The following is a 25,323-nucleotide window of genomic DNA, read 5'->3' as shown; positions in this document are numbered from 1 at the left end:
GGTCGGCTCAGCCTTGGGTGAGGGCGGTGTAGGCGTCGGCCTCGAGCAGCTCGGCGGTCTGGCCGGTGGTGCGCACGGTGAACAGCCAGGTGCCGAACGGGTCGGTGTTCACCAGCTCGGGGTTGTCCACTGCTTCGGTGTTGACCTCGGCGACCTCGCCGGTGACCGGTGCGTACAGGTCGCTGACCGACTTGGTGGACTCGATCTCCCCGCAGGTCTGGCCGGCGGTGATCTGCGTGCCGACGTCCGGCAGGTCGAGGTAGACCACGTCGCCCAAGGACGTGGCGGCGTACTCGGTCACTCCGACGCGGGCGACATCGCCCGAGAGCTGCACCCATTCGTGCTCGGCGGTGTACTGACGGTCGGTGGGCAGGCTCATGGCCGCGCTCCTTCTCTGGACTAGTTCTGACGGCGGTAGAACGGGGGCTTGGTGACGGTCATCGGGGTCGGGGTGCCACGCACGTCGACGGTCACATCGGTGTCTGCGGACAGCTCCCGGTCCACCCGTGCCAGGGCGATCGGGTGGCCCAGTGTGGGCGAGAGGATGCCGGAGGTGATCTCGCCGACCTGCTCGCCGGCGAGGAAGACGGCGTACCCGGCGCGGGCTGCTCGTCGTCCCTCACCCTGCAGGCCGACGAGGTGGTGGCGGGGTGGCTGCTCGGCGCGCGCGGCGAGGGCTTCGTGTCCGACGAACTCGTGGTCCAGGTGCACCAGGCGTCCCATGCCCACGTCGTAGGGGCTCAGCTGGTCGGTGAGCTCCTGCCCGTAGAGCGGCATCCCGGCCTCCAGACGGAGGGAGTCCCGGCTGGCGAGGCCACAGCGGACCACCTCGGCGTCCTCCCCGGCCTCGAGGAGCGCCTGCCACAGCTCGGTGGCGGACACTGCGGCGCTGGACAGCTCGAAGCCGTCCTCGCCGGTGTATCCGGTGCGAGCCAGCAGCACCGGGACGCCGGCGACCTCGGTGGGCGTGGCGGAGTAGTAGCGCAGGGCGTCCAGGTCGGCAGCGGTCTGCGTGGCGAGCACCTCGGCTGCGCGCGGTCCTTGCAGGGCGATCAGTGCGCGACTGGTGGTCCGGTCGACGATGCCGACCTGGAACGAGGCGCTGCGCACGGTCAGCTGGTCGACCACAGTGGCTCGGTTGGCGGCGTTCGCGATGACCAGGAACTCGTCGTCAGCGAGGCGGTAGACGATCAGGTCGTCCAGGATGCCGCCCTCGCTGGTGACCAGCATGGTGTAGCGCGCACGACCGGTGCGCAGCCGGGAGACCGCGCTGACCAGGGCGGCGTCGAGGGCAAGGTCGGCCTGCGGGCCGTGCACCTCGATCTGGGCCATGTGGGACAGGTCGAAGAGCCCGGCGCGGCCTCGTACCGCCTGGTGCTCGGCGCGGTCGCTGGTGTACCGCAGCGGCATCTGCCAGCCGGCGAAGTCGGTCATCGCCGCTCCAGCGGCCAGGTGCTCGGCGTGCAGGGGCGTGCTCAGCTCTGTCATGACCTCTTCATCCTCGGGCCTGGCGCATCAGTTGCTGGCCTGGTGCCAGGGGTTTCAGGCAGTGTCCGGTTTCACCGCCAGCACGTGGCAGGGTGCATCAAGCAGGATACGTTGGGCGTTCGAGCCGAGGATGAGCTTGCCCAGCGGTGACCGGCGGCGCAGGCCGATCACGATCAGCGACGCTGCTCCGGTCTCCGCAGCGCTCATCAGTGCCTCGGCCACGTCGTCCCCGCGCGGTACCGGCTGTACCTCGAAGTCCACGTCGGTACGCTGCAGCAGCTGCTGCGCCTCCGTGACCGAGTCGTCGATGTCCGACTGGTCAGATCCCCGTGGTGCATGCACCATCACCTGCAGTCGCTCCTCGCGACGGCGCGCTTCCTCGACGGCAGCTTCGAGGGCCGCTCGGCCTTCTGCGGTGGCGATGAACCCGACCACGATCACCTGGTGCTCCTCCCATCGGCTACGGCTGACCCTAGCGCGTCCTTCGGTGCAGGGCATGCCATCGACGGCGGGGACGGTTGCGGGAGGCTGCTGTGCTCAGGACGCACGGGGCGCGGGTCGCACCCAGCCCGGCGGGATACCGTGCGCCAGTGCTGTGCCCAGCAGTCGGGCCAGGGCATAGTCCGGGTCCGTCTGCAGTGCACGGTGCAGCAGGATGTTCGCGCGTGCACCGTCACCGGTCCACCAGGCCAGCCAGGACTGACAGGTCAGCACGGGCGGCCGCCACCGGTCGCTGGCATGGGCACTGAGCACTGCCAAGGCACGTTCCGCGGCACGCACCCGGGCGGCCTGAGGCCGCAGCCTCCCGGAGAAGACCGCCTCGGTGACGTCCGCGCGCACCCGCTCACCGAGCAGCTGCCCGGTGCCGCTCCACAGCAGCACCGCATCCCGCACCCAGGTGTCGGACATACCAGCCAGCACGGCACCGGTCTCCGCTGGGGAGGGTTCTCGGTCGTTCTCTCCCGGCAGGCACAGGTGGTCCGCTGTGGCCGGGTCGCAGGTCTGCACCAGGGTGGCCCATCTGCCGGCCATCTCCTGTTGCCAGGCGACCAGCTGCGTGCCGGCGCGGGTGGGTCGGCGGTCCAGGTGGTGGCGTGCTGCCGCTGCGGCGGCCTCTCGGGTGCTGGCGGCGGCCTGGTGGTCCGGGACGAGGGCGTCGCGGCGCTCGGCGTACCGGTGGCCGTGGTACACGTGCCAGGCGGCGACCTGCGTGTTCCGCAGCACCTCCAGCGGCTGCCCGGTGTGCGGGCAGCACGGTTCGGCGGCACACTCCACACAGCGGAACCGTTCCGGGCCGACGAGGTAGCTGCGGCCCAGGTCCGCCCAAGGCGTGCTGCGCCACCAGGTGAGGGTGCGCCCGGCCGGGCCCTCGCCGCGCAGCACAGTGGCGAACGCCTGCTCGGTGTAGATCGCGCAGAGCACCTGGGCGGCACCGTCGCGCTGCAGGTGGCGGCTCATCTCCACCTGCGCCTGGCGTCCGCCGACGGAGTTGCCGATGATGCTCAGGTCGGTGCGGGCGACCAGGCCCAGTCCACTGCTCTCTGCGGGTGCCTCGGTCTCGGGCTCGCGGACCGAGGCGAGCACCACGGACTCGTGCGGCCAGAAGTGCAGCTGGTACGGCAACCAGGCCAGCACCTCCCGCGGGCGATCGAGGAAGAGTCGGGGCCGACTGGGCACTGCCCGTCCAGGTGGTTCTGGACCGGAACCGGGCACCGGGGGCCCGGCGCCCGGGACGCTGGCGGCTCTGCTGGTCAGGGGTGGGATGTTCTCGTCCATCACCTGATCCGACCGCATCCTGCAGCGTGCGGCCGGGGGGGCTAGCAGGGGGTTGTGGACGGTGTGGCATCCCGGCGACCGGGTGCGGCTTAGCACGGTCTGGGCCGCGCGTCGTCACCGATACGCTGGCGTGGTGGAGACGGTAGACACCCAGCACTGGTTGGCACAGCTCCGGCGGGCGGTCTCGGAGCGGCTGTCGATAGGGATCGCCGAGCTGGCCGAGACCCACGCCGGTGTCGGCGCCGAGGTGGCGGACCTGTTCACGATCGCTACCGGGCTCCTGTCCGGCGGCAAACGGCTCCGGGCGGCGTTCGCCGCAGCGGGCTGGGCTGCGTTCGGTGGCCGGGACCTGAGCACCCCGGTGGTCCGGGCGGGTGCTGGCCTTGAGCTGTTCCAGATGGCGGCCCTGGTCCACGATGACGTGATCGACGCCTCGCTGACCCGGCGCGGGATGCCGGCCGCGCACCGTCAGCTCGCTGCTCGGCACCAGACCCTGGGCATGCAGGGCGATGGTGACCGGTTCGGGCAGAGCGGCGCGGTGCTGCTCGGCGACCTGCTGCTGGTTGCCTCCCAGCAGGAGCTGGAGCGTGGTCTGGCGGATCTCCCGGCTGCCGCGCGGGGGCGGGCACGTTCGATCATGCAGGCGATGATGGCTGAGGTGACCGTCGGGCAGTACCTGGACATCTATGCCCAGGCGGCGCCGTGGAGCACTGACCCGGCCGTGGACCTGGACCGGGCGCACCGGGTGATTCGCGCGAAGTCTGCCTCCTACAGCGTGCAGCAGCCGCTGCGGCTGGGCGCTGCGATGGCCGGTGCAGACGACGACGGCCTGGCGGCGTGCGCTGCATTCGGTCTGCCGGTCGGGGAAGCCTTCCAGCTGCGCGACGACGTCCTCGGTGTCTTCGGTGACCCGAGCCTGACCGGCAAGCCAGCCGGGGACGACCTGCGTGAGGGCAAGCGCACCGTCCTGGTCACCTCGGCGATGACCAGGGCCACCGCGGAGCAGCGTGCGGTGCTGCGGGCGGCGCTGGGGAACCCGGAGCTGCAGGAGACCGAGGTGGACCGGGTACGGCACATCCTCACGGTGACCGGCGCCGTCGGCGAGGTGGAGCAGCTGATCGAGGAACGGGTCACCGCAGGGCTTCGGGTGCTGCAGGGCACAGCGGTCAGCGACCGTGCAGCAGCGGTGCTGCGCTCCCTGGTGCAGGCGGCGGTGACCCGCACGTCCTGATCTCTACGGCCGCTGCGGACCAGCGCTGCTCAGAAGGCCAGCGCCTGGGCGGTCCGGCGCACCGCGTGCGTGCGTCCGTCCCGCAACGCCTCCACCGGGCTGCTGCCGAGCTCCTCGCTGTGCCGCAGCAGCCACGCGACGATCTCCTCGTCGTCGAAACCTGCATCGCCCAGCAGGATGATCGTTCCTCGCAGCGCCGGCAGCACCGTCCTGCTCCCTGGTTCCTCGCCCGGTACGAGGAAGTCCTCCGGTACCTGCAGCGCGTTGTTCTCGCCGCGGCGCGCCGCTACCAGCACCCGGTCGCGCAGATAGCCGCGGACGGTGCGCTGCTCGAGCCCGGTCGCCTCGGCCACCTCAGGCAGGCTCAGCCAGTTCTGCTCATCGCTCACAGCAGCGAGCGTACTGGGCCGTGCTCGCACCGGTGCCCAGGTGGGCGCACCCACCGGCGTCAAAGGTCACAGCGAAATCACGGGCTTGTCACGATTCGGCATAACCACTACTGTCACACCTGTCCCATTTTCCACATACACCACTCGAACCTCGTTATTCACTGCGACACGCCGGTGAAGGTCGTGCTGCAGGTCCGAGACCACTTGCCGGGGGGAAGCGCAGATGTCCCGAACTGTTCGCCGTTCCAAGCGGGCGGAGGCCCGTCGTTACGCCACCCTGAGCACCCTCGGTGCGGTCGGCGCCGTCACGGCTGTCGGTCTGGGTTCGGCCGTGCCAGCAGAGGCCCAGCCGGCGGACTCGGCGCAGGCACGCTCACCGCTGTCCACACCTCAACCCCTGGCTGGTGGTGCGGTGCAGCGCACCCCGCACATCGGTGCCGTGGAGCGGGCGCCGCAGCAGTCCCCAGTGGTCTACACGGTCCGGTCCGGGGACACCGTCTCGGCGCTCGCACACCGCTACGGCACCACGGTGCGGGCGATCATCAACGCCAACGACCTCAGCTCCCAGGCCCTCATCCGCATCGGGCAGACGCTGCGCATCCCGACCGACAACGGCTCGGGAAACGGCTCTGCCAGCTCGAGCAGCTCCAGCTCGTCGAGCTCCTCGAGCCGCTCCGGCTCCTCCAGCTACACGGTCCGCTCCGGGGACACCGTCTCGGCGATCGCCGCCCGCAACGACACCACGGTGCGGGCGATCATCAACGCCAACGACCTCAACTCCCAGGCCCTCATCCGCATCGGGCAGACGCTGCGCATCCCCGGCTCGGGCGGGTCTTCCAGCTCCGGCGGCTCTGCGAGCTCCAGCGGTAGCGGACAGGTTGCGGGTGGGAGCTCGGCCAGCAGCAGCGCGAGCACCTACAAGGTCCGCTCCGGGGACACCGTCTCGGCGATCGCCGCCCGCAACGACACCACGGTGCGGGCGATCATCAACGCCAACGACCTCAACTCACGCGCGATGATCCGGGTCGGTCAGACCTTGCGCATCCCCGGCTCGGGCGCCTCCTCCAGCTCCGGCGGCGGCTCGCAGTCCGCCGGGGGCAGCTCGACCAGCGGCGGCTCCTCGAGCAGCTCGTCCAGCTCGGTGGACCACAAGGTGCGGGCCGGCGACACGGTCTCCTCGATCGCGGCGCAGTACGGGACCACCACCGGCGCCATCGTGGACGCGAACGACCTCGGCTCGAACGCGGTGATCCGGGTCGGGCAGACGCTGCGCATCCCGGGCGGCGTCGTCTCGAACACCTTCCTGCACTACACCTACTCCGGGGACGTGACCGCGGCGGCGAACGCGAACAAGCGCCAGCTGCTGAACGCGAACCTGCCCAGCCGCGACCAGATGCGCTCGATGATCCGGCAGACCGCCCAGCAGATGGGCGTGGACCCGGCTCTGGCGCTTGCGATCGCGCACCAGGAGTCCGGCTTCAACGCCGCGGCCGTCTCCCCTGCCAACGCCGTCGGGGTGATGCAGGTGATCCCGTCCTCCGGGCAGTGGGCCTCCCAGCTGGTCGGCCAGGAGCTGAACCTGCTCGACCCGCAGGACAACGTCACCGCCGGTGTGGCGATCCTGCGCCAGCTGCAGCGGATGGCGGACAACCAGTCCGAGGCGATCGGCGGCTACTACCAGGGCCTCGGCTCGGTGCAGGACAACGGTCTGTACTCCGACACCCGCCGGTACGTGGCCAACGTGCAGACCCTCATGACACGCTACGGCTGAGCCACCGATCCGCGGAGTTCCGCGCATAAACTCCGCACATGGCCACCACTGTCTCCGACCCGCTGATCGGCCGCCTGGTCGACAGCCGGTACGAGATCACTGCGCGCATCGCGCGCGGCGGGATGGCCACCGTCTACCGCGCCCTGGACCGCCGGCTGGACCGGGTGGTGGCGCTGAAGGTGATGCACCCGCACCTGGCCGACGGTGTGGACGTGGCCGCCCGGTTCCGCCGGGAGGCGCGTGCGGCCGCCCGGCTGGCCCACCCCGGTGTGGTCGGTGTCTACGACCAGGGCAGCACGGACGAGCTCAACTACCTCACGATGGAGTTCGTCGACGGCACCAACCTGCGCGCACTGCTCCGGCGCCGCGGGGTGCTGCCGGTCGGCGAAGCACTGCAGACCGTCGAACGGGTGCTCGATGCACTCGCCGCGGCGCACCGGGCGGGCCTGGTGCACCGGGACGTCAAGCCGGAGAACATCCTCATCACCACCGACGGTGAGGTGAAGGTCGCCGACTTCGGCCTGGCCCGCGCGGTCTCCGAGGCCACCGTGGCCACCACCGGAAGCCTGCTGGGCACAGTCGCCTACCTCTCCCCCGAGATCGTCACCAACGGTGAGGCAGACGCCCGCGCGGACGTCTACGCCGTGGGCGCGATGCTGTACGAGCTGCTCACCGGGCACCAGCCGTTCCAGGGCGAGACACCGATCCAGGTGGCCTACCAGCACGTGCACGGCCAGGTGCCCGCCCCCTCGGAGGAGATCCTCTGGCTGCCGGACCAGGTGGACGAGCTGGTCGCAGCCCTCACCGCCAAGGACCCGGCGGACCGGCCGGCAGACGCAGGTGCCGCCCGCTCGCTCGTGCACCGCGTGCGCACCTCGCTGGACGCGCACGACCTGGACCGGCGCGCAGACGTGCCCGAGGATCCGCCCACGCCCAGCAGCCCGGAGACCGGCGACGTGCAGGCCGAGGTGACCACCGCCGTCGGGCACACCGGCACGATCGCCCTGCCGATCGGTGCTGTGCCGCTCACCCGCGACGAGGACGAAGACCCGACGCCGCGCCGGAGGGTGCGGGGTCGCCGCGTGCTGCTGGTGCTGCTCGTGGTGCTGCTGCTGGCCGCACTGGGTGGCGGTGGCACCTGGTGGTACCTGACGATCGGCCCCGGAGCCTATACGCAGGTACCGGACCTAGTCGGTGCCCCGCAGGAACAGGCCCAGGCCACGCTCACCGACCGTGCGCTGGACTATGCGGTGGACACCACCTTCTCCGACGACGTCCCCGAGGGGCAGGTGATCAGCACCGACCCCGGTCCCGGTCACGACGTCCGCCGTGACGGTCAGGTCCAGCTGGTGGTCTCCCGCGGGGTGCAGATGCTCACTGTGCCGGCCGTCACCGAGCAACCCGAGGACGAGGCGCTGGCCACGCTCGAGGCAGAAGGGTTCACCGTCGCCCCGGTCGACCGCGTCTACCACCAGGACGTCGCCGAGGGGGTGGTGATCAGCACCGATCCGGCGCCCGGTGAGCAGGTGCGCCACGACACCGAGGTGACGGTCACCGTCTCCCGCGGCAAGGAGCCGATCACGGTGCCGGACGTCACCGGGGAGAGCGAGGAGGACGCCGCTGCGGCCCTCGACGACGCAGGTGCGGTCCCGCAGGTCGACGAGCGCGTCTACCACGACACGGTCCCCGAGGGGCACGTGGTCTCCCAGACCGTCACCGGCGATGCCCTACGCGGGGACGTGGTGCACCTGACCCTCTCCCGGGGACCGGAGCTGTTCGAGGTGCCCGACGTGTTCGGGATGCAGTACAGCGACGCCGAGGACCAGCTGACCGAGCTGGGGTTCGACGTGCAGCGCGAGGACGTCTTCGGTGGGGTGTTCGGCACCGTGCGCAACCAGTCGGTGGCGGCTGGGGAGAGAGTTCCAGCGGGCACGGTCATCGTGCTCACCGTGGTCTGACCAGCCGGTGACGGCGGGACTAGCCGTGCTCAGGGATGCTCCCCCTGGTAGTCGTAGCGCTGCTCCTGCCAGGCGTGCCCGCGCCGGTGGTAGCCGCGCTGCTCCCAGAACCCGAGGTCGGTGTCCTCGGCACCGAGGTAGTTCCAGCCCCGTACCCACTTCGGCCCCTTCCAGGTGTACAGGTGCGGGATCACCAGCCGCATCGGGGCCCCGCGCTCGGGGGTGAGCGGCACACCGTCCAGCGTGGTGGCCAGCAGCGTGGTGGGCCGGCGCAGGTCCGCCAACGGCACGTTCGCGGCGTAGCCGTACTCGGCGAAGACCAGCACGCTGGCGACCTCCGGTGCCGGCGGTGCCAGGGCGATGACATCGAGCGCGCGCGGCCCGGCCCAGTGCAGCCCCGCCGCGCTCCACCGGGTGGCGCAGTGCATGTCCGCCACCAGGTCCTGCCGGGGCAGGGCAGCCAGGTCGGCCCACTCGAAGGTGTGCTCCAACCCGTCCGCGGTGGCACCGCCCAGCACGAACGTCCACCGGTCCGGGCGCAGCGGCGGGACGGGGCCGTAGTGCATGATCTCCGGTTCGTCGCGCCAGTGCTGACCTGGCGGCAGAGCGCCGCTGTGGTGTGGCTGGTCCGCGGCTGAGGACATCAAGACCCTCGCAGCATCTCCGCCACCAGAAAAGCCATCTCCAGCGACTGCTGGTGGTTCAGGCGAGGGTCGACCCGGGTCTCGTACCGGCGGGTGAGGGCTTCCTGGTCGATCTCCTCGCTCCCGCCGAGGACCTCGGTCACGTCCGAGCCGGTGAGCTCCACGTGCAGCCCGCCCGGGACGGTGCCCGCGGCACGGTGCACCTCGAAGAAGCCGCGTACCTCGTCGATCACGTCGGCGAACCGGCGCGTCTTGTAGCCGTTGTCGGAGGTGAAACCGTTCCCGTGCATCGGGTCGCACACCCAGGTCACCGGGCGTCCGTCCGCCTTCACTCCCTCCACCAGCGCGGGCAGCAGGTCGCGGATCTTGCTCGCCCCCATCCGGGAGACGAACGTCAGCCGACCTGCCTCGCCCTCCGGGTTCAGCGTGTCCATCAGCGCCAGCGCATCGTCCACTGTGGTGGTGGGCCCGAGCTTGACGCCGATCGGGTTGTGCACGCGGGAGAAGAAGTCCACGTGTGCCCCGTCCAGCTGTCGGGTGCGCTCCCCGATCCACAGGAAGTGGGCCGAGCAGTCGTACGGGTGCCCGGTGCGGGAGTCGATCCTGGTGAGCGGACGCTCGTAGTCCAGCAGCAGGCCTTCGTGGCTGGAGAAGAACTCCACGGTGCGCAGCGCGTCGAAGTCGGCGCCTGCGGCCTTCATGAACCGGATGGCACGGTCGATCTCGGTGGCGAACGCGTCGTACTGGGCGTAGGCCGGGTTGGTCATGAAACCGCGGTTCCAGTCGTGCACCAGCCGCAGGTCGGCGAACCCGCCCTGGGTGAACGCCCGGATCAGGTTCAGCGTGGTGGCCGAGTTGTGGTAGGCCTCCAGCAGCCGCTGCGGGTCCGGGATGCGGGAGGCCGGGGTGAAGGCGTAGTCGTTGATGATGTCGCCCCGGTAGGCCGGCAGCGTCTGCCCGTCCCGGGTCTCGGTGTCCGAGCTGCGCGGCTTGGCGTACTGACCGGCCATCCGGCCCATCTTGATCACCGGCATGCTCGCCCCGTAGGTGAGCACCACCGCCATCTGCAGGATCGTCTTGATCTTGTCCCGGATGCTGTCCGCGCTCAGCTCGGCGAACGTCTCGGCGCAGTCGCCGCCCTGCAGCAGGAACGCCTCACCACGGGAGGCTGCGGCGAGCAGCTCACGCAGCCGGTCCGCCTCCCCGGCGAACACCAGGGGCGGAACCTCGGCTAGCCGGGTGGTGGCCTCGTGCAGGGCACCAGCGTCCGGCCAGGTGGGCTGCTGCCTGGCCTCGAGCTGGCGCCAGTGGTCCAGGCCGGCGACGACGGCGGGATCAGGTAGAACGCTCACGCGCACCAGGATAGGCCCGAGCGGACCGGCCCCTGGACCGCCGTCCGAGGTGCGGACCCGGGCTCAGTGCTCAGCGGGCGGTGCCGGCTGCACGTCCTGACCGATGTCGGCGAGCATGTCGGTGAACCAGGACTGGCTGACGTCGAACGCCTTGCCGCCGGCGATCCGCGGGAAGGCGATCGCACTCAGCTGGTCACCGTTCTCCTCGTCGTGCCCGATCACCCCGGACTCACCGGCGACCGCCGTGTCCACCGCCAGGTCGGTCATGGTGCGGATCAGCTCCAGGTCCTGCTGGTTCGCCGCGGCCGAGCGGGAGAAGTAGCCGCTCTTCTGCACCATCGTCTTCTCCGCACCGATCAGGTCCGCGAACTGCTTGGCGAACCAGGCGCCCGGGTTGATGGTGTCCAGCTTGACGTGCCCGAACGGGTCGCGCTGGACCTCCTCGCCCGCCGCCTCCAGCTCTGCGATGATCTCCGGCACCCCGGCGCCCTCGGAGAGGAAGATGTTCACGTTGCCGATCTCGTCCATGATGGCGCGCAGGCGCTGTGCCTCGGCCTGCATGTCCAGCTTCAGCTCCGGCAGGAAGACGGCGTGCACGTCCCAGCGTTCCCGAGTGAGCCCGAGGGCCGGGTTCCACCTCTGGCGGTCCAGCCAGGAGCGGTAGTCCTGTGCGGCCGCAGCGGTCAGCCAGCCACAGTGGCGACCCATCACCTCGTGCACGATCAGCATCCGCGGGTTCGACCGGTGCTCACCGATGATGTTCTGCGCGAACCGGGAGGCCTGCTCGGCAGCGGTGATCGCCCCGAGGGACTGCTTGATCGGGATGATGTCGTTGTCGATGGTCTTCGGCAGGCCGACGACGGTCAGGTGGTACCCGTGCTCCTCCAGGTAGGCGGCCAGGTCCGCGGCAGTGGTGTTGGTGTCGTCGCCACCGATCGTGTGCAGCACGTCCACACCGTCGGCGCGCAGCTGCTCCGCCGCCACCTGCAGGGGGTCCTGCCCCTCGCGGACCAGACCGCGCTCGATCAGGTTCTTCGCGTTGGTCAGCTTCACCCGGCTGTTGCCGATCGGGCTGCCGCCGAAGTTGTCCAGCACGTCGATCGCCGCGCGCGCCTCGGCACCGATCACCTCGAAGGTGCCGGTGAGCAGCCCGTGGTAGCCGTACTGGTAGGCGATGATCTCCGCATCCGGCAGCACCTCGGAGTAGCGGCGCACCAACCCCGCCACAGCGGCGGACAGGCACGGGGCGAAGCCGCCGGCGGTGAGCAGGGCGATCCGGCGGATCGGCGCAGTGGTGGTCATGGTGGGCGAGCCTTTCCAGTTGCGGGTGGGCACGGCTGCCAGGAGCCGGTGGGAACAGGTCGCCGGGCGCGGGCACCACTCGTGCAGGTGCCCAGCAGTCGCCCGGACGACGCCTGCGCCCATGCTACTGATCACCGGGAGCGCCGAGCGCCGCCGTCCGCCGTACAGTGGCCCCATGGCCGGTGGAACTTCCGACGAGGGCGACGGACGTCGGGGGCGTCGCGAGCCCACAGACGCCGATGTGCAGCGGGAGTGGGAGCAGATCACCGCCGGGCTGTCCGACCTGGCCGGTCTGGGCAACGAGGCCCCTGGTCCCGGTGCCGACGCCGCTCCCCCACCTCGGCAGGACCCGCCCCGCAGTGCCGGTGGCCGTACCGGTGGCGACCGGGCCCCGGACGATACCTCCCCGAGCACCCCCACAGCCGGTGAGGACACCGACCACAGCGGGCGACCGCCGTCGTCGGTGGTCCCCGGAGCACCGCGGCTCGGAGACCTGCCCCGCAGCACCCCGGGTGCCGGCGCGCCCGGCCCGCGCGACTACGAACCGCCGGAGGACGAGGACGAGGGATACACCCCGCCGGAACCCCCACCGATCGGTGCCACCGACCCGTTGCCCACGCTCGCCTGGTGCATGGCGCTGGGCGGGCCGATCCTGACCGTGCTGCTGCTCATCTTCTGGACGGCGGCACCCAGCTGGCTCTACCTGTCCGCGGTGGCCGCGTCGCTGGCCGGGTGGCTCGTGCTGTTCTGGCGGATGCCCCGCGGGCGGCGGGACTCCGACGACGACGACGGCGCTGTGCTCTGACCCCGGGAGGGCGCCGACCGGCGCCGCTGCCGGTTAGGCTGTGCTCAGCACCCCCGTCCTGTCGAAGGAGCCAGCCCATGTCCCACGCCGAGTCCCCACTGATGGTCGAGACTCCCGCCGAGATGTCCATCCCGGACCTGCTGGTGGACTGGGCGGCCAAGGAGCCCGAGCGGGTGCTGCTGGAGCTGCCCGCCGGGGAGGGGTGGACGCCGGTCACTGCTGCCGAGCTGCACCAGCAGGTGCTCGGCCTGGCCCGCGGCCTGATCGGCTCCGGGGTGCAGCCCGGCGACCGGGTGGCGATCATGTCCCGCACCCGCGCCGAGTGGACCATCGCGGACTTCGCGATCTGGTACGCCGGTGCGGTCACCGTGCCGATCTACGAGACCTCGTCCGTGGAGCAGGCCGCCTGGATCCTGCAGGACTCCGGCGCCGACCGGGTGCTGGTGGAGTCCACCGCGCACGCCCAGACCGTGGCCGAGGCTGCTGAGCAGATCGGCCGGGACATCACGGTCTGGGTGATCGACGAGGACGCCCTGGGCACCCTCACCGCAGCCGGCAGCGAGGTCACCGACGCCCAGGTGCGCGAGCGCTACGACGCGCTCCGGCTGGAGGACCTGGCCACGGTGATCTACACCTCCGGCACCACCGGCCGACCCAAGGGGGTGGAGCTGACGCACAGCAACTTCGTCGAGCTCACCCGCAACGCCACCGCCGCGCTCGGTGCGGAGATCCTGCACGACGGCGCCCGCACGCTGCTGTTCATGCCGCTGGCGCACGTGTTCGCCCGGTTCGTCTCCGTGCTCACCGTCTGCGCGGGTGTGCCGATCGGGCACGTGTCGGACACGGCCACGCTGCTGCCGAACATCGCCACCTTCCGGCCCACGTTCATCCTGTCCGTGCCCCGGGTGTTCGAGAAGGTGTACAACTCCTCGGAGCAGAAGGCCGCCGCAGGCGGGAAGGTGAAGATCTTCCGCTGGGCGGCGAAGGTCTCCACCGACTACTCCCGGTCGCTGGACACCGGTGGGCCGGGTGTGCTGCTGAAGGCCAAGTACAAGGTGGCCGACACGCTGGTGCTGCACAAGATCCGCGAAGCGCTCGGCGGGCAGGCGGAGTTCGCCATCTCCGGCGGCGCCCCGCTGGGTGAGCGGCTCGGGCACTTCTTCCGCGGGGTGGGTATCCGGGTGCTGGAGGGGTACGGGCTGACCGAGACCACCGCCCCGGTGACGGTGAACGTGCCCGCCCGGTCCAAGATCGGCACCGTCGGCCCGGCCCTGCCCGGCGTGTCGTTGAAGATCGACGAGGACGACGAGATCCTCACCCGGGGCATCGCGAACTTCCGGGGCTACCACAACAACCCGGACGCCGATGCCGAAGCGATCACCGACGGCTGGTTCCACACCGGTGACCTCGGCGAGATCGACGCCGACGGGTACTTGCGGATCACCGGCCGGAAGAAGGAGCTGATCGTCACCGCCGGCGGCAAGAACGTGCAGCCCTCCGTGCTCGAGGACCGGCTCCGGGGGCACCCGTTGGTCAGCCAGTGCGTCGTGGTCGGTGACCAGCGTCCGTTCATCGCCGCGCTGATCACCCTGGACGCGGAGATGCTGCCCACCTGGTTGTCCAACCACGGTCTGCCGGAGATGAGCGTCACCGAGGCGGCTGCACACCCACAGGTGGCCGAAGCGCTGCAAGGGGCGATCGACCGGGCGAACCGGGCGGTCTCCCGCGCGGAGTCGATCCGCAGGTACGAGGTCCTCGAGGAAGACTTCACCCTGGACGACTACCTGACCCCGAAGCTCAGCGTGAAGCGCAACCTGGTGCTGCGCGACTTCGCCGACCGGATCGATCGCCTGTACGAGCGGGCCGCTGCGGAGCGAGCCGGCGAGAAGGCGTAGCACCGGCGGTATCGACAGTCCTACGCACGAGAGCTCGCCGCACAGCCGAGGTCGCATGCGTAGGACTGTCACGCTGACGGTGGCTCCTCCGCCAGGTTGTCAGCGGCCGGGGTTACCGTGATGCCGATGCGTGCAAGCCTGTTCACCGCCGCCCGCCCCGGTGGCCGGATCGACCGACCGGATGCGGGTACGGGCGCCATCGGGCAGCCGGTGCAGCTCGGCCTGGCGGACATCGGCACCCCGCTGTTCGACGCCACCTTCGTGGTCGTGGACCTGGAGACCACCGGCGGCTCCGCCCGGGAGTCGGCGATCACCGAGATCGGGGCGGTGAAGGTACGCGGCGGGGAGAACCTCGGGGAGTTCCAGACCCTGGTGAACCCCGGTGTGGGCATCCCACCGACGATCACGATGCTGACCGGGATCACCAACGCGATGGTGATGACCGCACCGCGCATCTCTGCCGTGCTGCCAGCATTCCTGGAGTTCCTCGGCGATGCGGTGCTGGTGGCGCACAACGCCCGGTTCGACGTCGGCTTCCTCAAGGCAGCCGCTGCCCGACTGGACCTGGACTGGCCTCGCCCACGCGTGGTGGACACGCTCGCCCTCGCCCGCCGGGTGGTCACCCGGGACGAGGCACCGAACCACAAGCTGGGCACCCTGGCCGCACTGTTCCGTACCGAGGTCACTCCCGACCACCGGGCGCTGACCGACGCACGCGCCACTGTGGACGTGCTGCACGGACTGTTCGCGCGGATGTCGTCCCTGGGACTGACGCACCTCGAGGACCTGGCTACCGCGGCCGACCCGGTCCCGCCTGCGCGGCGGCGCAAGGCCACCCTCGCCGACGACCTGCCCACCAGACCCGGGGTGTACCTGTTCCTCGGTCCGCGGCGCGAGGTGCTGTACGTGGGCACCGCGACCAACCTGCGCCGCCGGGTGCGCTCCTACTTCACCGCAGCCGAGAAGCGCGCCCGGATCGGGGAGATGGTGGACCTGGCGACCGCGGTGCGCCCGATCCCGTGCGCCACCCCGCTGGAGGCGGCCGTGCGGGAGCTGCGTGCGATCGCCGAGCACGAACCGCGCTACAACCGCCGCTCCCGCGCACCGCACCGACGTCCCTGGGTGCGGCTGACCGCCGAGGCATACCCGCGGCTCTCGGTCGCCCGGAGCGCGCCCAAGGTCGACGGCGGAGCCAGCCTGGGTCCGTTCCCCTCCCGGGCCAGCGCGTCCTCGGCGGTGGAGGCGATCGTCGCCGCCACCGGGCTGCGCACCTGCACCGCTCCCCTGCCGCGGGTCCCCGCGGCCGGAGCGAACGCCTGCATCCTGCTCGAGCTGGGCCGGTGTGCGGCACCGTGCGTGCACACCGGCACCGACTACGCCGAGCGGGTGGCGCGTGCGCAGCGGGTGCTCACCGGCGATGCCGGGACCGTGGTGCAGCACATGCGTGGCATCCTGGCCCGGCTCAGCGCCCAGGAACGCTACGAGGAGGCGGCCGCCCGGCGGGACCAGCTGCTGGCCTACCTGCGCACCGCCGCCCGAGCCGAACGGTTGGGGCCGTTGCGCCGGGCCCGGCAGGTCCTGGCCGCCCGGCGCGGGACCGTCGGCGGCTGGGAGATCGTGCTCGTGCGGTACGGCAGGTTCGCCGGCACCGTGGTCACACCCCCGGGCCGTTCACCGATGCCGGCAGTGGAGTCGCTGCGCGAGACCGGGGAGCAGGTCTTGGACACCGACACGCTCGCAGGACCGGCCAGCGACGAGGAGACCGCGCTGCTCGCGGACTGGTTGGAGCGGCCCGGCACACGGCTGATCGAGTGCGACCTGGACGCCGCTGACGGTCCCGGCTGGTCGGTGCCCGTCGACGGTGCCCAACGGCACCTGGAGGACCTGACCGGCTGACCGGCTGACCGGCCCGCAGCGGTTAGGCTCTGCGGTGGAACCACCGACCCGCCGTACGTACGCCCGAGGGAGCCGCCATGATCACCGCGATCGTTCTCATCGACACCGAAGCTGACAGCATCCCGGAGGTGGCCGGGCAGGTCGCGGAGCTGCCCGGGGTGACCGAGGCGTTCTCGGTCACCGGGGACGTGGACCTGATCGCGATGGTGCGGGTTGCCCAGCACGAGGACCTCGCCGGGGTGATCGCCGACCAGATCAGCAAGATCGACGGAGTGGTCCGCACGCAGACCTACATCGCCTTCCAGACCTACTCCAAGCACGACCTGGACGCCGCCTTCGCCCTCGGCCTGGACGACTGACCTGGCCCGTTCCGTTCTGTCCTCCCGCTCGCCCTTCCTCCCGGCCTGCCAGTCTCCGGACCTGCCGTGAATCGATCCACGCGAGACGTGCTGCGCCAGGTAGTGCTCTGCGGTATCGCACCGGCAGGGCAGGTATCGACCGCGTCCCGGGAGCCCTGCCTCTAGTCCTCCTGGCTCGCGGCCACCCACGCAGCGAGCGTCGCAGCCGCCCTGCCTTCGTCGATCGAGCGGCGGGCGTGCTCCAGCCCGGCGGCCAGCCGGTCGGTGAGCGAGCCGGAAGCAGTACCCGCCAGCCTCGCGTGCGCCACCAACGCGGCCGCGGAGTTCAGCAGCACCGTGTCCCGCACCGGACCGGGCGCTCCGGCCAGCAGGTCACGGACGACCTGAGCGTTCTGTTCCGGTGTGCCGCCGCGCAGGTCCTCGAGCGTTGCCCGCGGCAGCCCGAACGCGGCCACCGGGTCGACCAGGTGCTCGACCACCTGCCCCCCGCTGGCTCCGGTGACCTCCCAGATGCGCACCGGGGCGGTGGTAGCGATCTCGTCGAGTCCGTCCTCGCTGCGGAACACCAGCGTGGACGTGCCGCGGTCGGCGAACACTCCGGCTACCAGCGGGGCCATCCGTGCGTCCGCCACCCCGATCGCGCCGGCGCGCGGCCGTGCCGGGTTCGTCAACGGCCCCAGGATGTTGAAGGCGGTGGCTACACCGAGCTCCCGCCGGGTGGCGGCCGCGTGCCGGAAGCTGGGGTGGAAGGAGTTCGCGAACAGGAACGTGATACCGGCCGCCTGCACCATCTCGGCGGCGCGTGCTGCGGACAGCTCCAGGCGCACACCGAGAGCTTCGAGCACGTCGGCCGAGCCGCTGGCCGAGGAGGAGGCACGGTTGCCGTGCTTGACCACCTTCGTGCCGGTTCCGGCCACCACCAGGGCCGCCATGGTGGACACGTTCACACTGCGGTGCCGATCACCGCCGGTGCCCACGACGTCCACGGCGTCCCGGTCGATCGCCACCGGTACCGCGTGCGCCACCATCTCGTCGGCCAGACCGCGCACCTCCGGCACGGTCTCACCCTTGGCCCGTAGCGCCACCAGGAACCCGCCGAGAGCGATCGGGTGGGCGTTGCCCGCCATCACCTCGTTCATCGCCCAGCGGGTCTCCTCCGGTCCGAGGTCAGCACCGCCGATCAGACGGGTGGTCAGGTCGGCCCAGGTCACCTCACCGGCACCCACGGCTCACCGGCGCCGGATCATGTCGGCGATCGTCTCCTGCAGCTCGATCGGGTCCAACGGCATGGACACCACGGCATCCGCCTCGGACCACGCGGCCAGCCACGCGTCCTCTGCGCGAGCGATCAGCAGCAGGATCGGTGGACACTGGTAGATCTCGGACTTCAGGGTGCGGCACAGGCCCATCCCCCCGAACTTGGCGGCCTCGCCGTCGAGCACCAGCAGGTCGTAGCTGCGGTTCTCCACGTAGTCCACGACGGCGGCCGGCGTGGCGGCCTCGTGCCAGCGGATCCGGGGAGTGTCGAACGACGCCCGCCGGCCCACCCCGGTGAGCACCTGCTCCCGGGTGGTGACGTCGTCGCTGTACAACAGCACCGAGACAGCCTCCTGCTCGGTCTGCTCACCCTTGGGCGCCATGGCGTCCTCCCGAACTACCGCGGTCATCGTGATCCTTCCGGCCCGCGGCATGGCGCCCGGGCTACACCGTTGACTCCACCCTCATCCTAGCCACCTCGGCCATGCTGCCCGAGCAGCCCGCCAGGTGCGCGTCGCCCTCGGGACCCGACCCTCGATCGCAGCCACCCAGCAGCAGCCGACGTCACCACCGCTGACGCGCCCCGGCCGTGGCGTAGCCGTTTTGCCGCGGCCCCGTGCGAGAAAGTCGCAACACGGGCTGGCGAAGGTGCACACCACTGTCGAAGAACCGCCATAATGACATCGTGTCGTCTGCAACTTCTCCTCCCCCTGCCCCTCGTCTGGCGGTCAACCGGCCGAACCTGACCCAGGTCGGCACGATCGTCTGGCTCTCCTCCGAGCTGATGTTCTTCGCGGGTCTGTTCGCGATGTACTTCACCCACCAGGCGGTGGCCGGACCCGAGGTCTGGGCCCGCGGGCACGGGTTCCACAACGTCACGTTCGCGTCCATCAACACGCTCATCCTGGTGCTCAGCTCGGTCACCTGCCAGATGGGCGTGTGGGCGGCGGAGGAGTTCCGCAAGGTGCGCAGCGGGCCGTTGTGGCAGGTGACCCGGTGGGGTATGCAGGAGTGGTACATCCTGAGCTTCCTGATGGGCTCCTTCTTCATCGCCGGCCAGGTGTACGAGTACGCCGAGCTGGTGCACAACGGTCTGACCATCGCCAACTCCAGCTACGGCTCGGTGTTCTTCATCCCCACCGGCTTCCACGGCTTGCACGTGCTCGGTGGGCTGATCGCCTTCTTGTTCGTGCTGCTGCGCGGCTTCTCCAGCGACCGCTTCAACGAGCGCGACGCGACGTTCGCCCTGGTGGTTTCCTACTACTGGCACTTCGTCGATGCCGTGTGGATCGTCCTGTTCGGCACGATCTACCTGCTCCCGTTCCTGCTGTAGCACCCACCTGTCATCGGTAAATCTGTCCCCACGTGATTCGAGGATTCGTAGAAGTGAAGGCTTTAGCGGCAGGCAGACGGCACCGGCTGGCGCCCGTCGTCCTGATGACGCTGGCTCTGCTGTTCACCGGCGTGGTCTACGCCGCGCTCGCCCCCTCCCCTGCCCAGGCGGAGACGCCCAGCGCCGGCGAGGTCGAGGCCGGCGAGAAACTGTTCATCGCGAACTGTTCCACCTGCCACGGGATGAATGCCCAGGGCACGGACCACGGGCCGTCGCTGATCGGCGTGGGCGCAGCGTCGGTGCACTTCCAGGTCGCCACCGGCCGGATGCCGATGGATGCCAACCAGCCGCAGGCTGAGGCGAAGCCACCCCAGTTCGACGAGGCGGAGACCCAGCAGCTGGCTGCCTACGTCGCCTCGCTGGGTGCCGGCCCCGGCATCCCCAGCGAGGAGCAGGTGGACCCGGCGCTGGGCGATGCCGCCAACGGCGGGCTGATCTTCCGCACCAACTGCGCGATGTGCCACAACGCGGTCGGTGCTGGCGGTGCGCTGACCAACGGCAAGCACGCCCCGCCGCTGTACGACTCGACGCCCACCGAGCTGTACGAGGCCATGCTCACCGGCCCGCAGTCGATGCCGGTGTTCAACGACGCCACCCTCACCCCGGACGACAAGCGCGACATCATCGCCTACCTGATGGAGCAGCGTGAGCCCAGCCCCGGTGGCTTCAGCCTCGGTGCCCTGGGTCCGGTGTCCGAGGGCCTGTGGGCGTTCGCCATCGGCATGTCGGTCCTGATCGGGTTCGCCGTGTGGATCGGAGCGCGTTCCTCATGAGCATCGAGCAGCCACGCGGCTCCCACGACCTGCAGCAGAGCGAGTCTGGCGAGGTCGAGCACCCGGAGCGCTTCGAGAACCCTGGACTACCGCCGCACCGGCCGCGGCTCGGCGACGAGGACCCGAAGGCGAACAAGCGCTCCGAGCACCAGGTGGTCGTGCTCTTCGTCATCTCGATCATCGCCACGATCGCCGCCATCTGGGGCTTCTTCGCCTTCCCGGTGGACGGCCTCCAGGTCGGCAACGTGCGGATGTCCACCCTGGTGATCGGGCTCGGTCTGGGCCTAGGCATGCTCGGCATCGGTGTCGGTGCCGTGCACTGGGCGAAGACCCTGATGAACGACCACGAGAAGGTCGAGGAGCGGCACCCACAGCGGGGGGACGACGCTACCCGGGCCGAGGCGGTCGACATCATGCGCGAAGGCGTCGAGGACTCCGCCATCGCCCGCCGTCCCCTGATCAAGGGGGCCTTGGGCACGGCGGTCGCCATCGCCCCTCTGTCGTTCCTGGTGCCGCTCATCGGGAACCTGGGCGGCGACTGGGACATCTCCAAGTTCCGGCACACGGCCTGGGCCTCCGCGCCTGGGGGCGGGCGGCGCTACCTGGCGACCGACCCGACCGACCGCCGGATCAAGGCCTCCGAGGTGACCCGCGGCTCCATGGTGCACGTGCAGCCGTGGCGGTTGGAGGAAGAGGAGAACTTCCTCGAGGAGAAGACCAAGGCGGTCGTCATCCTGATGCGCCTCGACCCGAAGTTGCTGAAGGAGCCGGAGGAGAAGAAGGACTGGTCCTACGACGGGATCGTGGCCTACTCCAAGGTCTGCACCCACGTGGGCTGCCCGGTGGCGCTGTACGAGCAGCAGACGCACCACGTGCTCTGCCCGTGCCACCAGTCGACCTTCGACATCACCGACCAGGCGAAGGTGATCTTCGGCCCGGCGAAACGGCCGCTGCCCCAGCTGCCGATCACCGTCGACGAGGAAGGCTACCTGTACGCCCAGAGTGACTTCCACGAGCCTGTCGGACCGAGCTTTTGGGAGCGTGAACGATGACTGCCGCAACCAACGCACCGGCTGAGAAGGCGGACCCGCGCCTGGCGGCTGCGGCCGACTTCTTGGACACGCGCGTGGGCATCTCCAAGATCGTCAAGGAGTTCGCGCGCAAGATCTTCCCGGACCACTGGTCCTTCCTGCTCGGCGAGATCGCGCTGTACAGCTTCATCGTGCTGCTCATCTCCGGCACGTTCCTGACGATGTTCTTCGTGCCGAGCATGGCCGAGACCCACTACCCCACCGATGCGCTGCCGGTCACGATGCAGGGCGTGCAGATGTCGGAGGCGTACGCCTCCACCATTCACATGTCCTTCCACGTGCGTGGCGGTCTGCTGATGCGGCAGATCCACCACTGGGCGGCGCTGCTGTTCGTGGGCGCCATGGTCGTCCACATGCTGCGGATCTTCTTCACCGGCGCGTTCCGGCGCCCGCGTGAGCTGAACTGGCTGGTCGGCTTCACCCTGCTGATCATGGGGCTGCTCGCCGGCTTCTCCGGCTACTCCCTGCCCGACGATGTCCTCTCCGGCAACGGTCTGCGCATCGCCGACGGTGTGGCGCTGGCCATCCCGATCATCGGCTCCTACGTCAGCTTCGCACTTTTCGGCGGTGAGTTCCCGGGCGACGACATCATCCCGCGGCTGTTCACCGTGCATATCCTGCTGGTGCCGGGACTCATCCTCGCGCTGATCGCAGTGCACCTGTTCCTCATCGTGTGGCACAAGCACACCCAGTACCCGGGTCCGGGTCGCACGCAGAAGAACGTGGTCGGGTTCCCGCTGTTCCCGATCTACACCGCCAAGGCGGGTGGGTTCTTCTTCATCGTCTTCGGTGTCATCGCCCTGATGGGCGCGACAATGAGCATCAACTCCGTCTGGAACTACGGCCCTTATGACCCGTCCGTGGTCTCCGCCGGAGCTCAGCCGGACTGGTACATGCTCTTCCTGGAAGGGTCACTGCGGCTCATGCCCGGCCTCGAGGTGGTGATCGGCGGCTTCACGCTGTCCCTGGCCATCCTCATCCCCGGCGTGATTCTTCCCGGCCTGCTGTTCACCTTCCTTGGGCTGTACCCGTTCATCGAGCGGGCCGTCACCAAGGACACCGGTGAGCACCACCTGCTGGACCGTCCGCGGAATGCGGCCACCCGTACCGCCCTCGGCGCCGGTTTCCTGGCGGTCTGGTTCGTGCTCATCGGAGCTGGTGCCAACGACCTGATCGCCACCCACTTCAACGTCTCGCTGAACCTGATCACCTGGATCTTCCGGATCCTGTTCTTCGTGCTACCGGTGGTGACCTTCCTGGTGACCAAACGCATCTGCTTCGGCCTGCAGCGCAAGGATCGTGAGCTGGCCCTGCACGGGCACGAGACCGGCAGGATCGTGCGGTTCGCCTCCGGTGAGTTCATCGAGGTGCACCAGCCGCTGGACGAGTACGAGCGGTGGCTGCTGGTCAGCCACGACTCGCCCGCACCGCTGCAGATCGATCCGCCCGAGGACGCGAACGGCGTCGCCCGGCCGGGGTACAAGAAGGAGCGTCGCTGGCAGAAGCTCTCCCAGTTCTTCTACGAGGACCGCATCGAGCCGGTCACCCCGGCGGAGCTGGCGGCCGCGCAGTCGCACGGCGAGCACGACGAGCTGCCGGCCACCGAGGCGCACGAGGAGATCACATCCGAAGACTCAGCCGGGCAGATCGAGGCGCGGACGCACTGAGCGGATCGGGCCCGAACGTGCCTATGGTGGGAGTGTTAGTCCCTCCGGCTCAGATCGGTACCGATCTGAACCGGTGAGCACGGCTCGCGCAGCCGTGCAGCAGCAAGCCCACGACGAATGGGAGGACCCCGATGGCGCAGTACACGCTTCCTGACCTGCCGTACGACTACGCGGCGCTCGAGCCGCACATCTCCGGCAAGATCATGCAGCTCCACCACGACAAGCACCACCAGGCGTACGTCACCGGTGCGAACACTGCACTGGAGAAGCTCGAGGCAGCACGGGAGAGCGGTGACCTGGCCGCGGTGAACCTGCACGAGAAGAACCTCGCGTTCAACCTCGGCGGGCACATCAACCACACCGTCTTCTGGAACAACCTCTCCCCCGACGGTGGTGGCCAGCCGGACGGTGAGCTCGCCGCCGCGATCACCGAGTTCTTCGGATCCTTCGAGGCCTTCCAGGCGCACTTCGCGGCAGCTGCGACCGGCATCCAGGGCTCCGGCTGGTCAGTTCTCGGCTGGGACAGCCTCGGCCAGCGGCTGGCGATCTTCCAGCTGTACGACCAGCAGTCCAACGTGCCGGTGTCGATCACCCCGATCCTCATGCTGGACATGTGGGAGCACGCGTTCTACCTGGACTACCTCAACGTCAAGGCGGACTACGTCAAGGCGTTCTGGAACATCGCCAACTGGCAGGACGTGGCTGCCCGCCTCGAGAAGGCGCGCGCACAGAACACCCTCTGAGTCCGTCCGTGGCGCGGCTCCGCCGCGTCAGACGAACCTCCACGCGGCAGTCCCCGCACCCGAAAAGGTGCGGGGACTGCCGCGTCTCGTGCGTGGCGCATGCCCGACCGGGCACCATGAGCGTGCCACGGTGCCCGGCTGGTGCGCTCCGCCGTCCTCTGACATGCGGCCAAGCAGCACCGCTGCGTCGCAGCCGTCGACCACCTGAGCAACGGTCTGTGCCTCCCCAGATCGTCTCCCCGCGCCGCAGCCGCACCTGCGCTGCAACAATCCCCACCAGCGCGGCAGCAGCGGCTGCGCTCGCTGTGCCGCGCGCTGCCCTGGAACGTCCAGGAGGGGCTGTGGCCGCCGGAGCCGCACACATGTGCCGACGCTCCCTGGTTCCCTCTGCCTGAGGGGACCAGGGAACGTCCAGCGAGCGGGCGGTGCTCCGTCCGGGGGTCAGTGCGCGTGCGGGCCGCGGTTGTACTCCAGCACGTGCCCGACCAGACCACCGAGACCGACGGCGAAGCCGAGGTAGGTGACCCACCAGCCGGCCGCAGCCCCCAGGAACGCCAGGGTCACCCCGATGGCGATCACCAGCGGCCACCAGCTCCACGGGGAGAAGTGGCCGTACTCGCCGGCCCCGTCAGCAATCTCGGCCACCGGGTCGTCCTCCGGCCGGGGGTCGATGCGCTTGCCGACGATCATCAGGTAGGCGCCGGTCATCCCCCACAGCCCGACGCACAGCAGCAGGATCGTGGATCCGACTGGCTCCCAGGACGACCAGAAGCCGTACAGCAGGAACACCGGCACGAAGAAGAACACCAGGGCCACGAAGAACACCGCCTCGGGTCGCATCGGCTTGTACGGCTCGGTGCGCGGCTGGTGCGAGCCCGTCTGCCGCGGCTTGCGTACCCGGGTACTCACTTGGTCTGTCCTTCCTTGCTACCGGTGCCGCCACCCACCAGAGCCGGGTCGGGCTCGGCGTGGTCCAGGGCGAACACCTCGGGGTGGTGCAGGTCGAAGGCCGGTCGCTCGGAACGGATCCGCGGCAGGGTGACGAAGTTGTGCCGCGGCGGCGGGCAGGAGGTGGCCCACTCCAGGGAGTTCCCGTGGCCCCACGGGTCGTCCACGGTGACCTTCGGTGCGTGCCGCCAGGTGTTGTACACGTTCCACAGGAACGGCAGCGTCGAGATCGCCAGCAGCATGGCGGAGATGGTGGACACCTGGTTCATCCAGACGAAGTCCGGTTCCGGCAGGTAGTCCGGGATGCGGCGCTGCATGCCCATCACGCCCAGCCAGTGCTGGATCAGGAACGTGCCGTGGAAGCCGAAGAACAGCATCCAGAAGTGGATCTTGCCGAGCTTGTCGTCGAGCATCTTGCCGGTGAACTTCGGCCACCAGAAGTAGAACCCGGCGAACATCGCGAACACCACGGTGCCGAAGACCACGTAGTGGAAGTGGGCCACCACGAAGTACGTGTCGGTCACGTGGAAGTCCAGCGGCGGACTGGCCAGGATCACGCCGGTCAACCCGCCGAACAGGAACGTG

Annotated in this window: 24 protein-coding genes; 12 read left to right on the top strand and 12 right to left on the bottom strand. The window is 69.9% G+C overall.

Annotation, left to right across the window (positions count from 1 at the left end; genetic code table 11):
* Window positions 1-7: 7 nt before the first annotated feature.
* The 4 genes from gcvH to K338_RS0100105 form a co-directional block, all read right to left on the bottom strand.
* Window positions 8-379, bottom strand: coding sequence for a glycine cleavage system protein GcvH (gcvH, locus tag K338_RS0100120; RefSeq protein ID WP_022916153.1), 372 nt, complete (start codon window positions 377-379; stop codon window positions 8-10).
* Between the two features lie 20 nt (window positions 380-399).
* Complete coding sequence (gcvT, locus tag K338_RS0100115) at window positions 400-1,488, bottom strand: glycine cleavage system aminomethyltransferase GcvT (RefSeq protein WP_022916152.1); 1,089 nt, start codon at window positions 1,486-1,488, stop codon at window positions 400-402.
* 54 nt (window positions 1,489-1,542) lie between these two features.
* Window positions 1,543-1,929, bottom strand: a complete 387-nt coding sequence (locus K338_RS0100110) for a universal stress protein (RefSeq protein WP_022916151.1) — start codon at window positions 1,927-1,929, stop codon at window positions 1,543-1,545.
* A 96-nt stretch (window positions 1,930-2,025) separates the two neighbouring features.
* Window positions 2,026-3,264: a DUF4192 domain-containing protein gene (locus K338_RS0100105; RefSeq protein ID WP_169579498.1), complete on the bottom strand. Its 1,239-nt coding sequence runs from the start codon at window positions 3,262-3,264 to the stop codon at window positions 2,026-2,028.
* A gap of 133 nt (window positions 3,265-3,397) precedes the next feature.
* On the opposite strand from K338_RS0100105, the gene K338_RS19535 reads away from it, so the two are divergent.
* Window positions 3,398-4,495 (top strand): polyprenyl synthetase family protein, encoded by a 1,098-nt coding sequence (locus K338_RS19535; protein ID WP_169579497.1) that lies wholly within the window; start codon window positions 3,398-3,400, stop codon window positions 4,493-4,495.
* Window positions 4,496-4,524: 29 nt separating this feature from the next.
* Here the strand turns inward: K338_RS19535 and K338_RS0100095 are convergent, their stop codons facing one another.
* On the bottom strand, window positions 4,525-4,884 hold the full coding sequence (locus K338_RS0100095; RefSeq protein ID WP_022916148.1) for an Rv2175c family DNA-binding protein: 360 nt from the start codon (window positions 4,882-4,884) through the stop codon (window positions 4,525-4,527).
* Between the two features lie 223 nt (window positions 4,885-5,107).
* On the opposite strand from K338_RS0100095, the gene K338_RS19530 reads away from it, so the two are divergent.
* Entirely contained in the window at window positions 5,108-6,655 is a 1,548-nt protein-coding gene (locus K338_RS19530) for a LysM peptidoglycan-binding domain-containing protein (protein ID WP_022916147.1), read from the top strand.
* A 38-nt stretch (window positions 6,656-6,693) separates the two neighbouring features.
* Complete coding sequence (gene pknB, locus K338_RS0100085) at window positions 6,694-8,613, top strand: Stk1 family PASTA domain-containing Ser/Thr kinase (protein WP_022916146.1); 1,920 nt, start codon at window positions 6,694-6,696, stop codon at window positions 8,611-8,613.
* A 29-nt stretch (window positions 8,614-8,642) separates the two neighbouring features.
* Here the strand turns inward: pknB and K338_RS0100080 are convergent, their stop codons facing one another.
* The 3 genes from K338_RS0100080 to K338_RS0100070 form a co-directional block, all read right to left on the bottom strand.
* Window positions 8,643-9,257, bottom strand: coding sequence for a molybdopterin-dependent oxidoreductase (locus K338_RS0100080; RefSeq protein WP_022916145.1), 615 nt, complete (start codon window positions 9,255-9,257; stop codon window positions 8,643-8,645).
* Window positions 9,257-10,609, bottom strand: a complete 1,353-nt coding sequence (locus K338_RS0100075) for a class II 3-deoxy-7-phosphoheptulonate synthase (RefSeq protein WP_022916144.1) — start codon at window positions 10,607-10,609, stop codon at window positions 9,257-9,259. The genes K338_RS0100080 and K338_RS0100075 overlap by 1 nt, the downstream gene beginning before the upstream one ends.
* Before the next feature lie 63 nt (window positions 10,610-10,672).
* Window positions 10,673-11,911, bottom strand: coding sequence for a pyrophosphate--fructose-6-phosphate 1-phosphotransferase (locus tag K338_RS0100070; RefSeq protein WP_040652542.1), 1,239 nt, complete (start codon window positions 11,909-11,911; stop codon window positions 10,673-10,675).
* A 175-nt stretch (window positions 11,912-12,086) separates the two neighbouring features.
* Here K338_RS0100070 and K338_RS24185 point away from each other — a divergent pair, with 175 nt between their 5' ends.
* The 4 genes from K338_RS24185 to K338_RS0100050 all read left to right on the top strand — a co-directional run bounded on the left by K338_RS24185 (window position 12,087) and on the right by K338_RS0100050 (window position 16,866).
* Window positions 12,087-12,716 (top strand): AdipoR/hemolysin III family protein, encoded by a 630-nt coding sequence (locus tag K338_RS24185; RefSeq protein ID WP_157612122.1) that lies wholly within the window; start codon window positions 12,087-12,089, stop codon window positions 12,714-12,716.
* A 77-nt stretch (window positions 12,717-12,793) separates the two neighbouring features.
* Complete coding sequence (locus tag K338_RS0100060) at window positions 12,794-14,611, top strand: AMP-dependent synthetase/ligase (RefSeq protein ID WP_022916141.1); 1,818 nt, start codon at window positions 12,794-12,796, stop codon at window positions 14,609-14,611.
* Between the two features lie 126 nt (window positions 14,612-14,737).
* Entirely contained in the window at window positions 14,738-16,507 is a 1,770-nt protein-coding gene (locus K338_RS19520) for a DEDD exonuclease domain-containing protein (protein ID WP_084480500.1), read from the top strand.
* Between the two features lie 77 nt (window positions 16,508-16,584).
* Window positions 16,585-16,866, top strand: a complete 282-nt coding sequence (locus K338_RS0100050) for an Lrp/AsnC family transcriptional regulator (RefSeq protein ID WP_022916139.1) — start codon at window positions 16,585-16,587, stop codon at window positions 16,864-16,866.
* A 161-nt stretch (window positions 16,867-17,027) separates the two neighbouring features.
* On the opposite strand, the gene trpD is transcribed toward K338_RS0100050, so the two are convergent.
* Both trpD and K338_RS0100040 read right to left on the bottom strand, forming a co-directional pair.
* Window positions 17,028-18,077 carry an anthranilate phosphoribosyltransferase gene (gene trpD, locus K338_RS0100045; RefSeq protein ID WP_245542868.1) on the bottom strand — a complete coding sequence of 350 codons (1,050 nt, stop codon included), beginning with the start codon at window positions 18,075-18,077 and terminating at the stop codon, window positions 17,028-17,030.
* 18 nt (window positions 18,078-18,095) lie between these two features.
* Complete coding sequence (locus K338_RS0100040) at window positions 18,096-18,533, bottom strand: response regulator transcription factor (protein WP_022916137.1); 438 nt, start codon at window positions 18,531-18,533, stop codon at window positions 18,096-18,098.
* Between the two features lie 275 nt (window positions 18,534-18,808).
* Between K338_RS0100040 and ctaE the strand changes: the two genes are divergently transcribed.
* The 5 genes from ctaE to K338_RS0100015 all read left to right on the top strand — a co-directional run bounded on the left by ctaE (window position 18,809) and on the right by K338_RS0100015 (window position 23,790).
* Window positions 18,809-19,456, top strand: coding sequence for an aa3-type cytochrome oxidase subunit III (gene ctaE / locus K338_RS0100035; RefSeq protein ID WP_022916136.1), 648 nt, complete (start codon window positions 18,809-18,811; stop codon window positions 19,454-19,456).
* A 53-nt stretch (window positions 19,457-19,509) separates the two neighbouring features.
* Complete coding sequence (gene qcrC / locus K338_RS0100030; RefSeq protein ID WP_022916135.1) at window positions 19,510-20,289, top strand: cytochrome bc1 complex diheme cytochrome c subunit; 780 nt, start codon at window positions 19,510-19,512, stop codon at window positions 20,287-20,289.
* Window positions 20,286-21,341, top strand: coding sequence for a cytochrome bc1 complex Rieske iron-sulfur subunit (gene qcrA, locus K338_RS0100025; protein ID WP_022916134.1), 1,056 nt, complete (start codon window positions 20,286-20,288; stop codon window positions 21,339-21,341). Before qcrC ends, qcrA begins: the two co-directional genes overlap by 4 nt.
* On the top strand, window positions 21,338-23,047 hold the full coding sequence (gene qcrB / locus K338_RS0100020) for a cytochrome bc1 complex cytochrome b subunit (RefSeq protein WP_022916133.1): 1,710 nt from the start codon (window positions 21,338-21,340) through the stop codon (window positions 23,045-23,047). The genes qcrA and qcrB overlap by 4 nt, the downstream gene beginning before the upstream one ends.
* Window positions 23,048-23,178: 131 nt before the next feature.
* Entirely contained in the window at window positions 23,179-23,790 is a 612-nt protein-coding gene (locus tag K338_RS0100015; RefSeq protein WP_022916132.1) for a superoxide dismutase, read from the top strand.
* A gap of 441 nt (window positions 23,791-24,231) precedes the next feature.
* On the opposite strand, the gene K338_RS0100010 is transcribed toward K338_RS0100015, so the two are convergent.
* A complete protein-coding gene (locus K338_RS0100010; protein ID WP_027286259.1) occupies window positions 24,232-24,630 on the bottom strand; it encodes a cytochrome c oxidase subunit 4 in 399 nt (132 codons plus the stop codon).
* 65 nt (window positions 24,631-24,695) lie between these two features.
* On the bottom strand, window positions 24,696-25,323 hold a 628-nt coding region (locus tag K338_RS0100005; RefSeq protein ID WP_022916130.1), incomplete at its 5' end, for a cytochrome c oxidase subunit I.

This window comes from Ruania albidiflava DSM 18029 (assembly GCF_000421225.1).
Classification (GTDB): Bacteria; Actinomycetota; Actinomycetes; order Actinomycetales; family Beutenbergiaceae; genus Ruania; species Ruania albidiflava.
This window is presented reverse-complemented; position numbering and strand designations above follow the sequence as displayed.

What these genes read in the sequence shown, in the direction of transcription:
- K338_RS0100015 (WP_022916132.1), top strand. Translation starts at nt 23,179, where the DNA reads ATGGCGCAGTACACGCTTCCTGACCTGCCGTACGACTACGCGGCGCTC.
- K338_RS19530 (WP_022916147.1), top strand. Translation starts at nt 5,108, where the DNA reads ATGTCCCGAACTGTTCGCCGTTCCAAGCGGGCGGAGGCCCGTCGTTAC.
- K338_RS0100070 (WP_040652542.1), bottom strand. Translation starts at nt 11,911, where the DNA reads ATGACCACCACTGCGCCGATCCGCCGGATCGCCCTGCTCACCGCCGGC.
- K338_RS0100105 (WP_169579498.1), bottom strand. Translation starts at nt 3,264, where the DNA reads ATGGACGAGAACATCCCACCCCTGACCAGCAGAGCCGCCAGCGTCCCG.
- K338_RS0100060 (WP_022916141.1), top strand. Translation starts at nt 12,794, where the DNA reads ATGTCCCACGCCGAGTCCCCACTGATGGTCGAGACTCCCGCCGAGATG.
- gcvT (WP_022916152.1), bottom strand. Translation starts at nt 1,488, where the DNA reads ATGACAGAGCTGAGCACGCCCCTGCACGCCGAGCACCTGGCCGCTGGA.
- K338_RS0100040 (WP_022916137.1), bottom strand. Translation starts at nt 18,533, where the DNA reads ATGACCGCGGTAGTTCGGGAGGACGCCATGGCGCCCAAGGGTGAGCAG.
- K338_RS24185 (WP_157612122.1), top strand. Translation starts at nt 12,087, where the DNA reads ATGGCCGGTGGAACTTCCGACGAGGGCGACGGACGTCGGGGGCGTCGC.
- gcvH (WP_022916153.1), bottom strand. Translation starts at nt 379, where the DNA reads ATGAGCCTGCCCACCGACCGTCAGTACACCGCCGAGCACGAATGGGTG.
- qcrA (WP_022916134.1), top strand. Translation starts at nt 20,286, where the DNA reads ATGAGCATCGAGCAGCCACGCGGCTCCCACGACCTGCAGCAGAGCGAG.
- K338_RS0100010 (WP_027286259.1), bottom strand. Translation starts at nt 24,630, where the DNA reads ATGCGACCCGAGGCGGTGTTCTTCGTGGCCCTGGTGTTCTTCTTCGTG.
- K338_RS0100080 (WP_022916145.1), bottom strand. Translation starts at nt 9,257, where the DNA reads ATGTCCTCAGCCGCGGACCAGCCACACCACAGCGGCGCTCTGCCGCCA.
- pknB (WP_022916146.1), top strand. Translation starts at nt 6,694, where the DNA reads ATGGCCACCACTGTCTCCGACCCGCTGATCGGCCGCCTGGTCGACAGC.
- K338_RS0100050 (WP_022916139.1), top strand. Translation starts at nt 16,585, where the DNA reads ATGATCACCGCGATCGTTCTCATCGACACCGAAGCTGACAGCATCCCG.
- K338_RS19520 (WP_084480500.1), top strand. Translation starts at nt 14,738, where the DNA reads ATGCGTGCAAGCCTGTTCACCGCCGCCCGCCCCGGTGGCCGGATCGAC.
- qcrB (WP_022916133.1), top strand. Translation starts at nt 21,338, where the DNA reads ATGACTGCCGCAACCAACGCACCGGCTGAGAAGGCGGACCCGCGCCTG.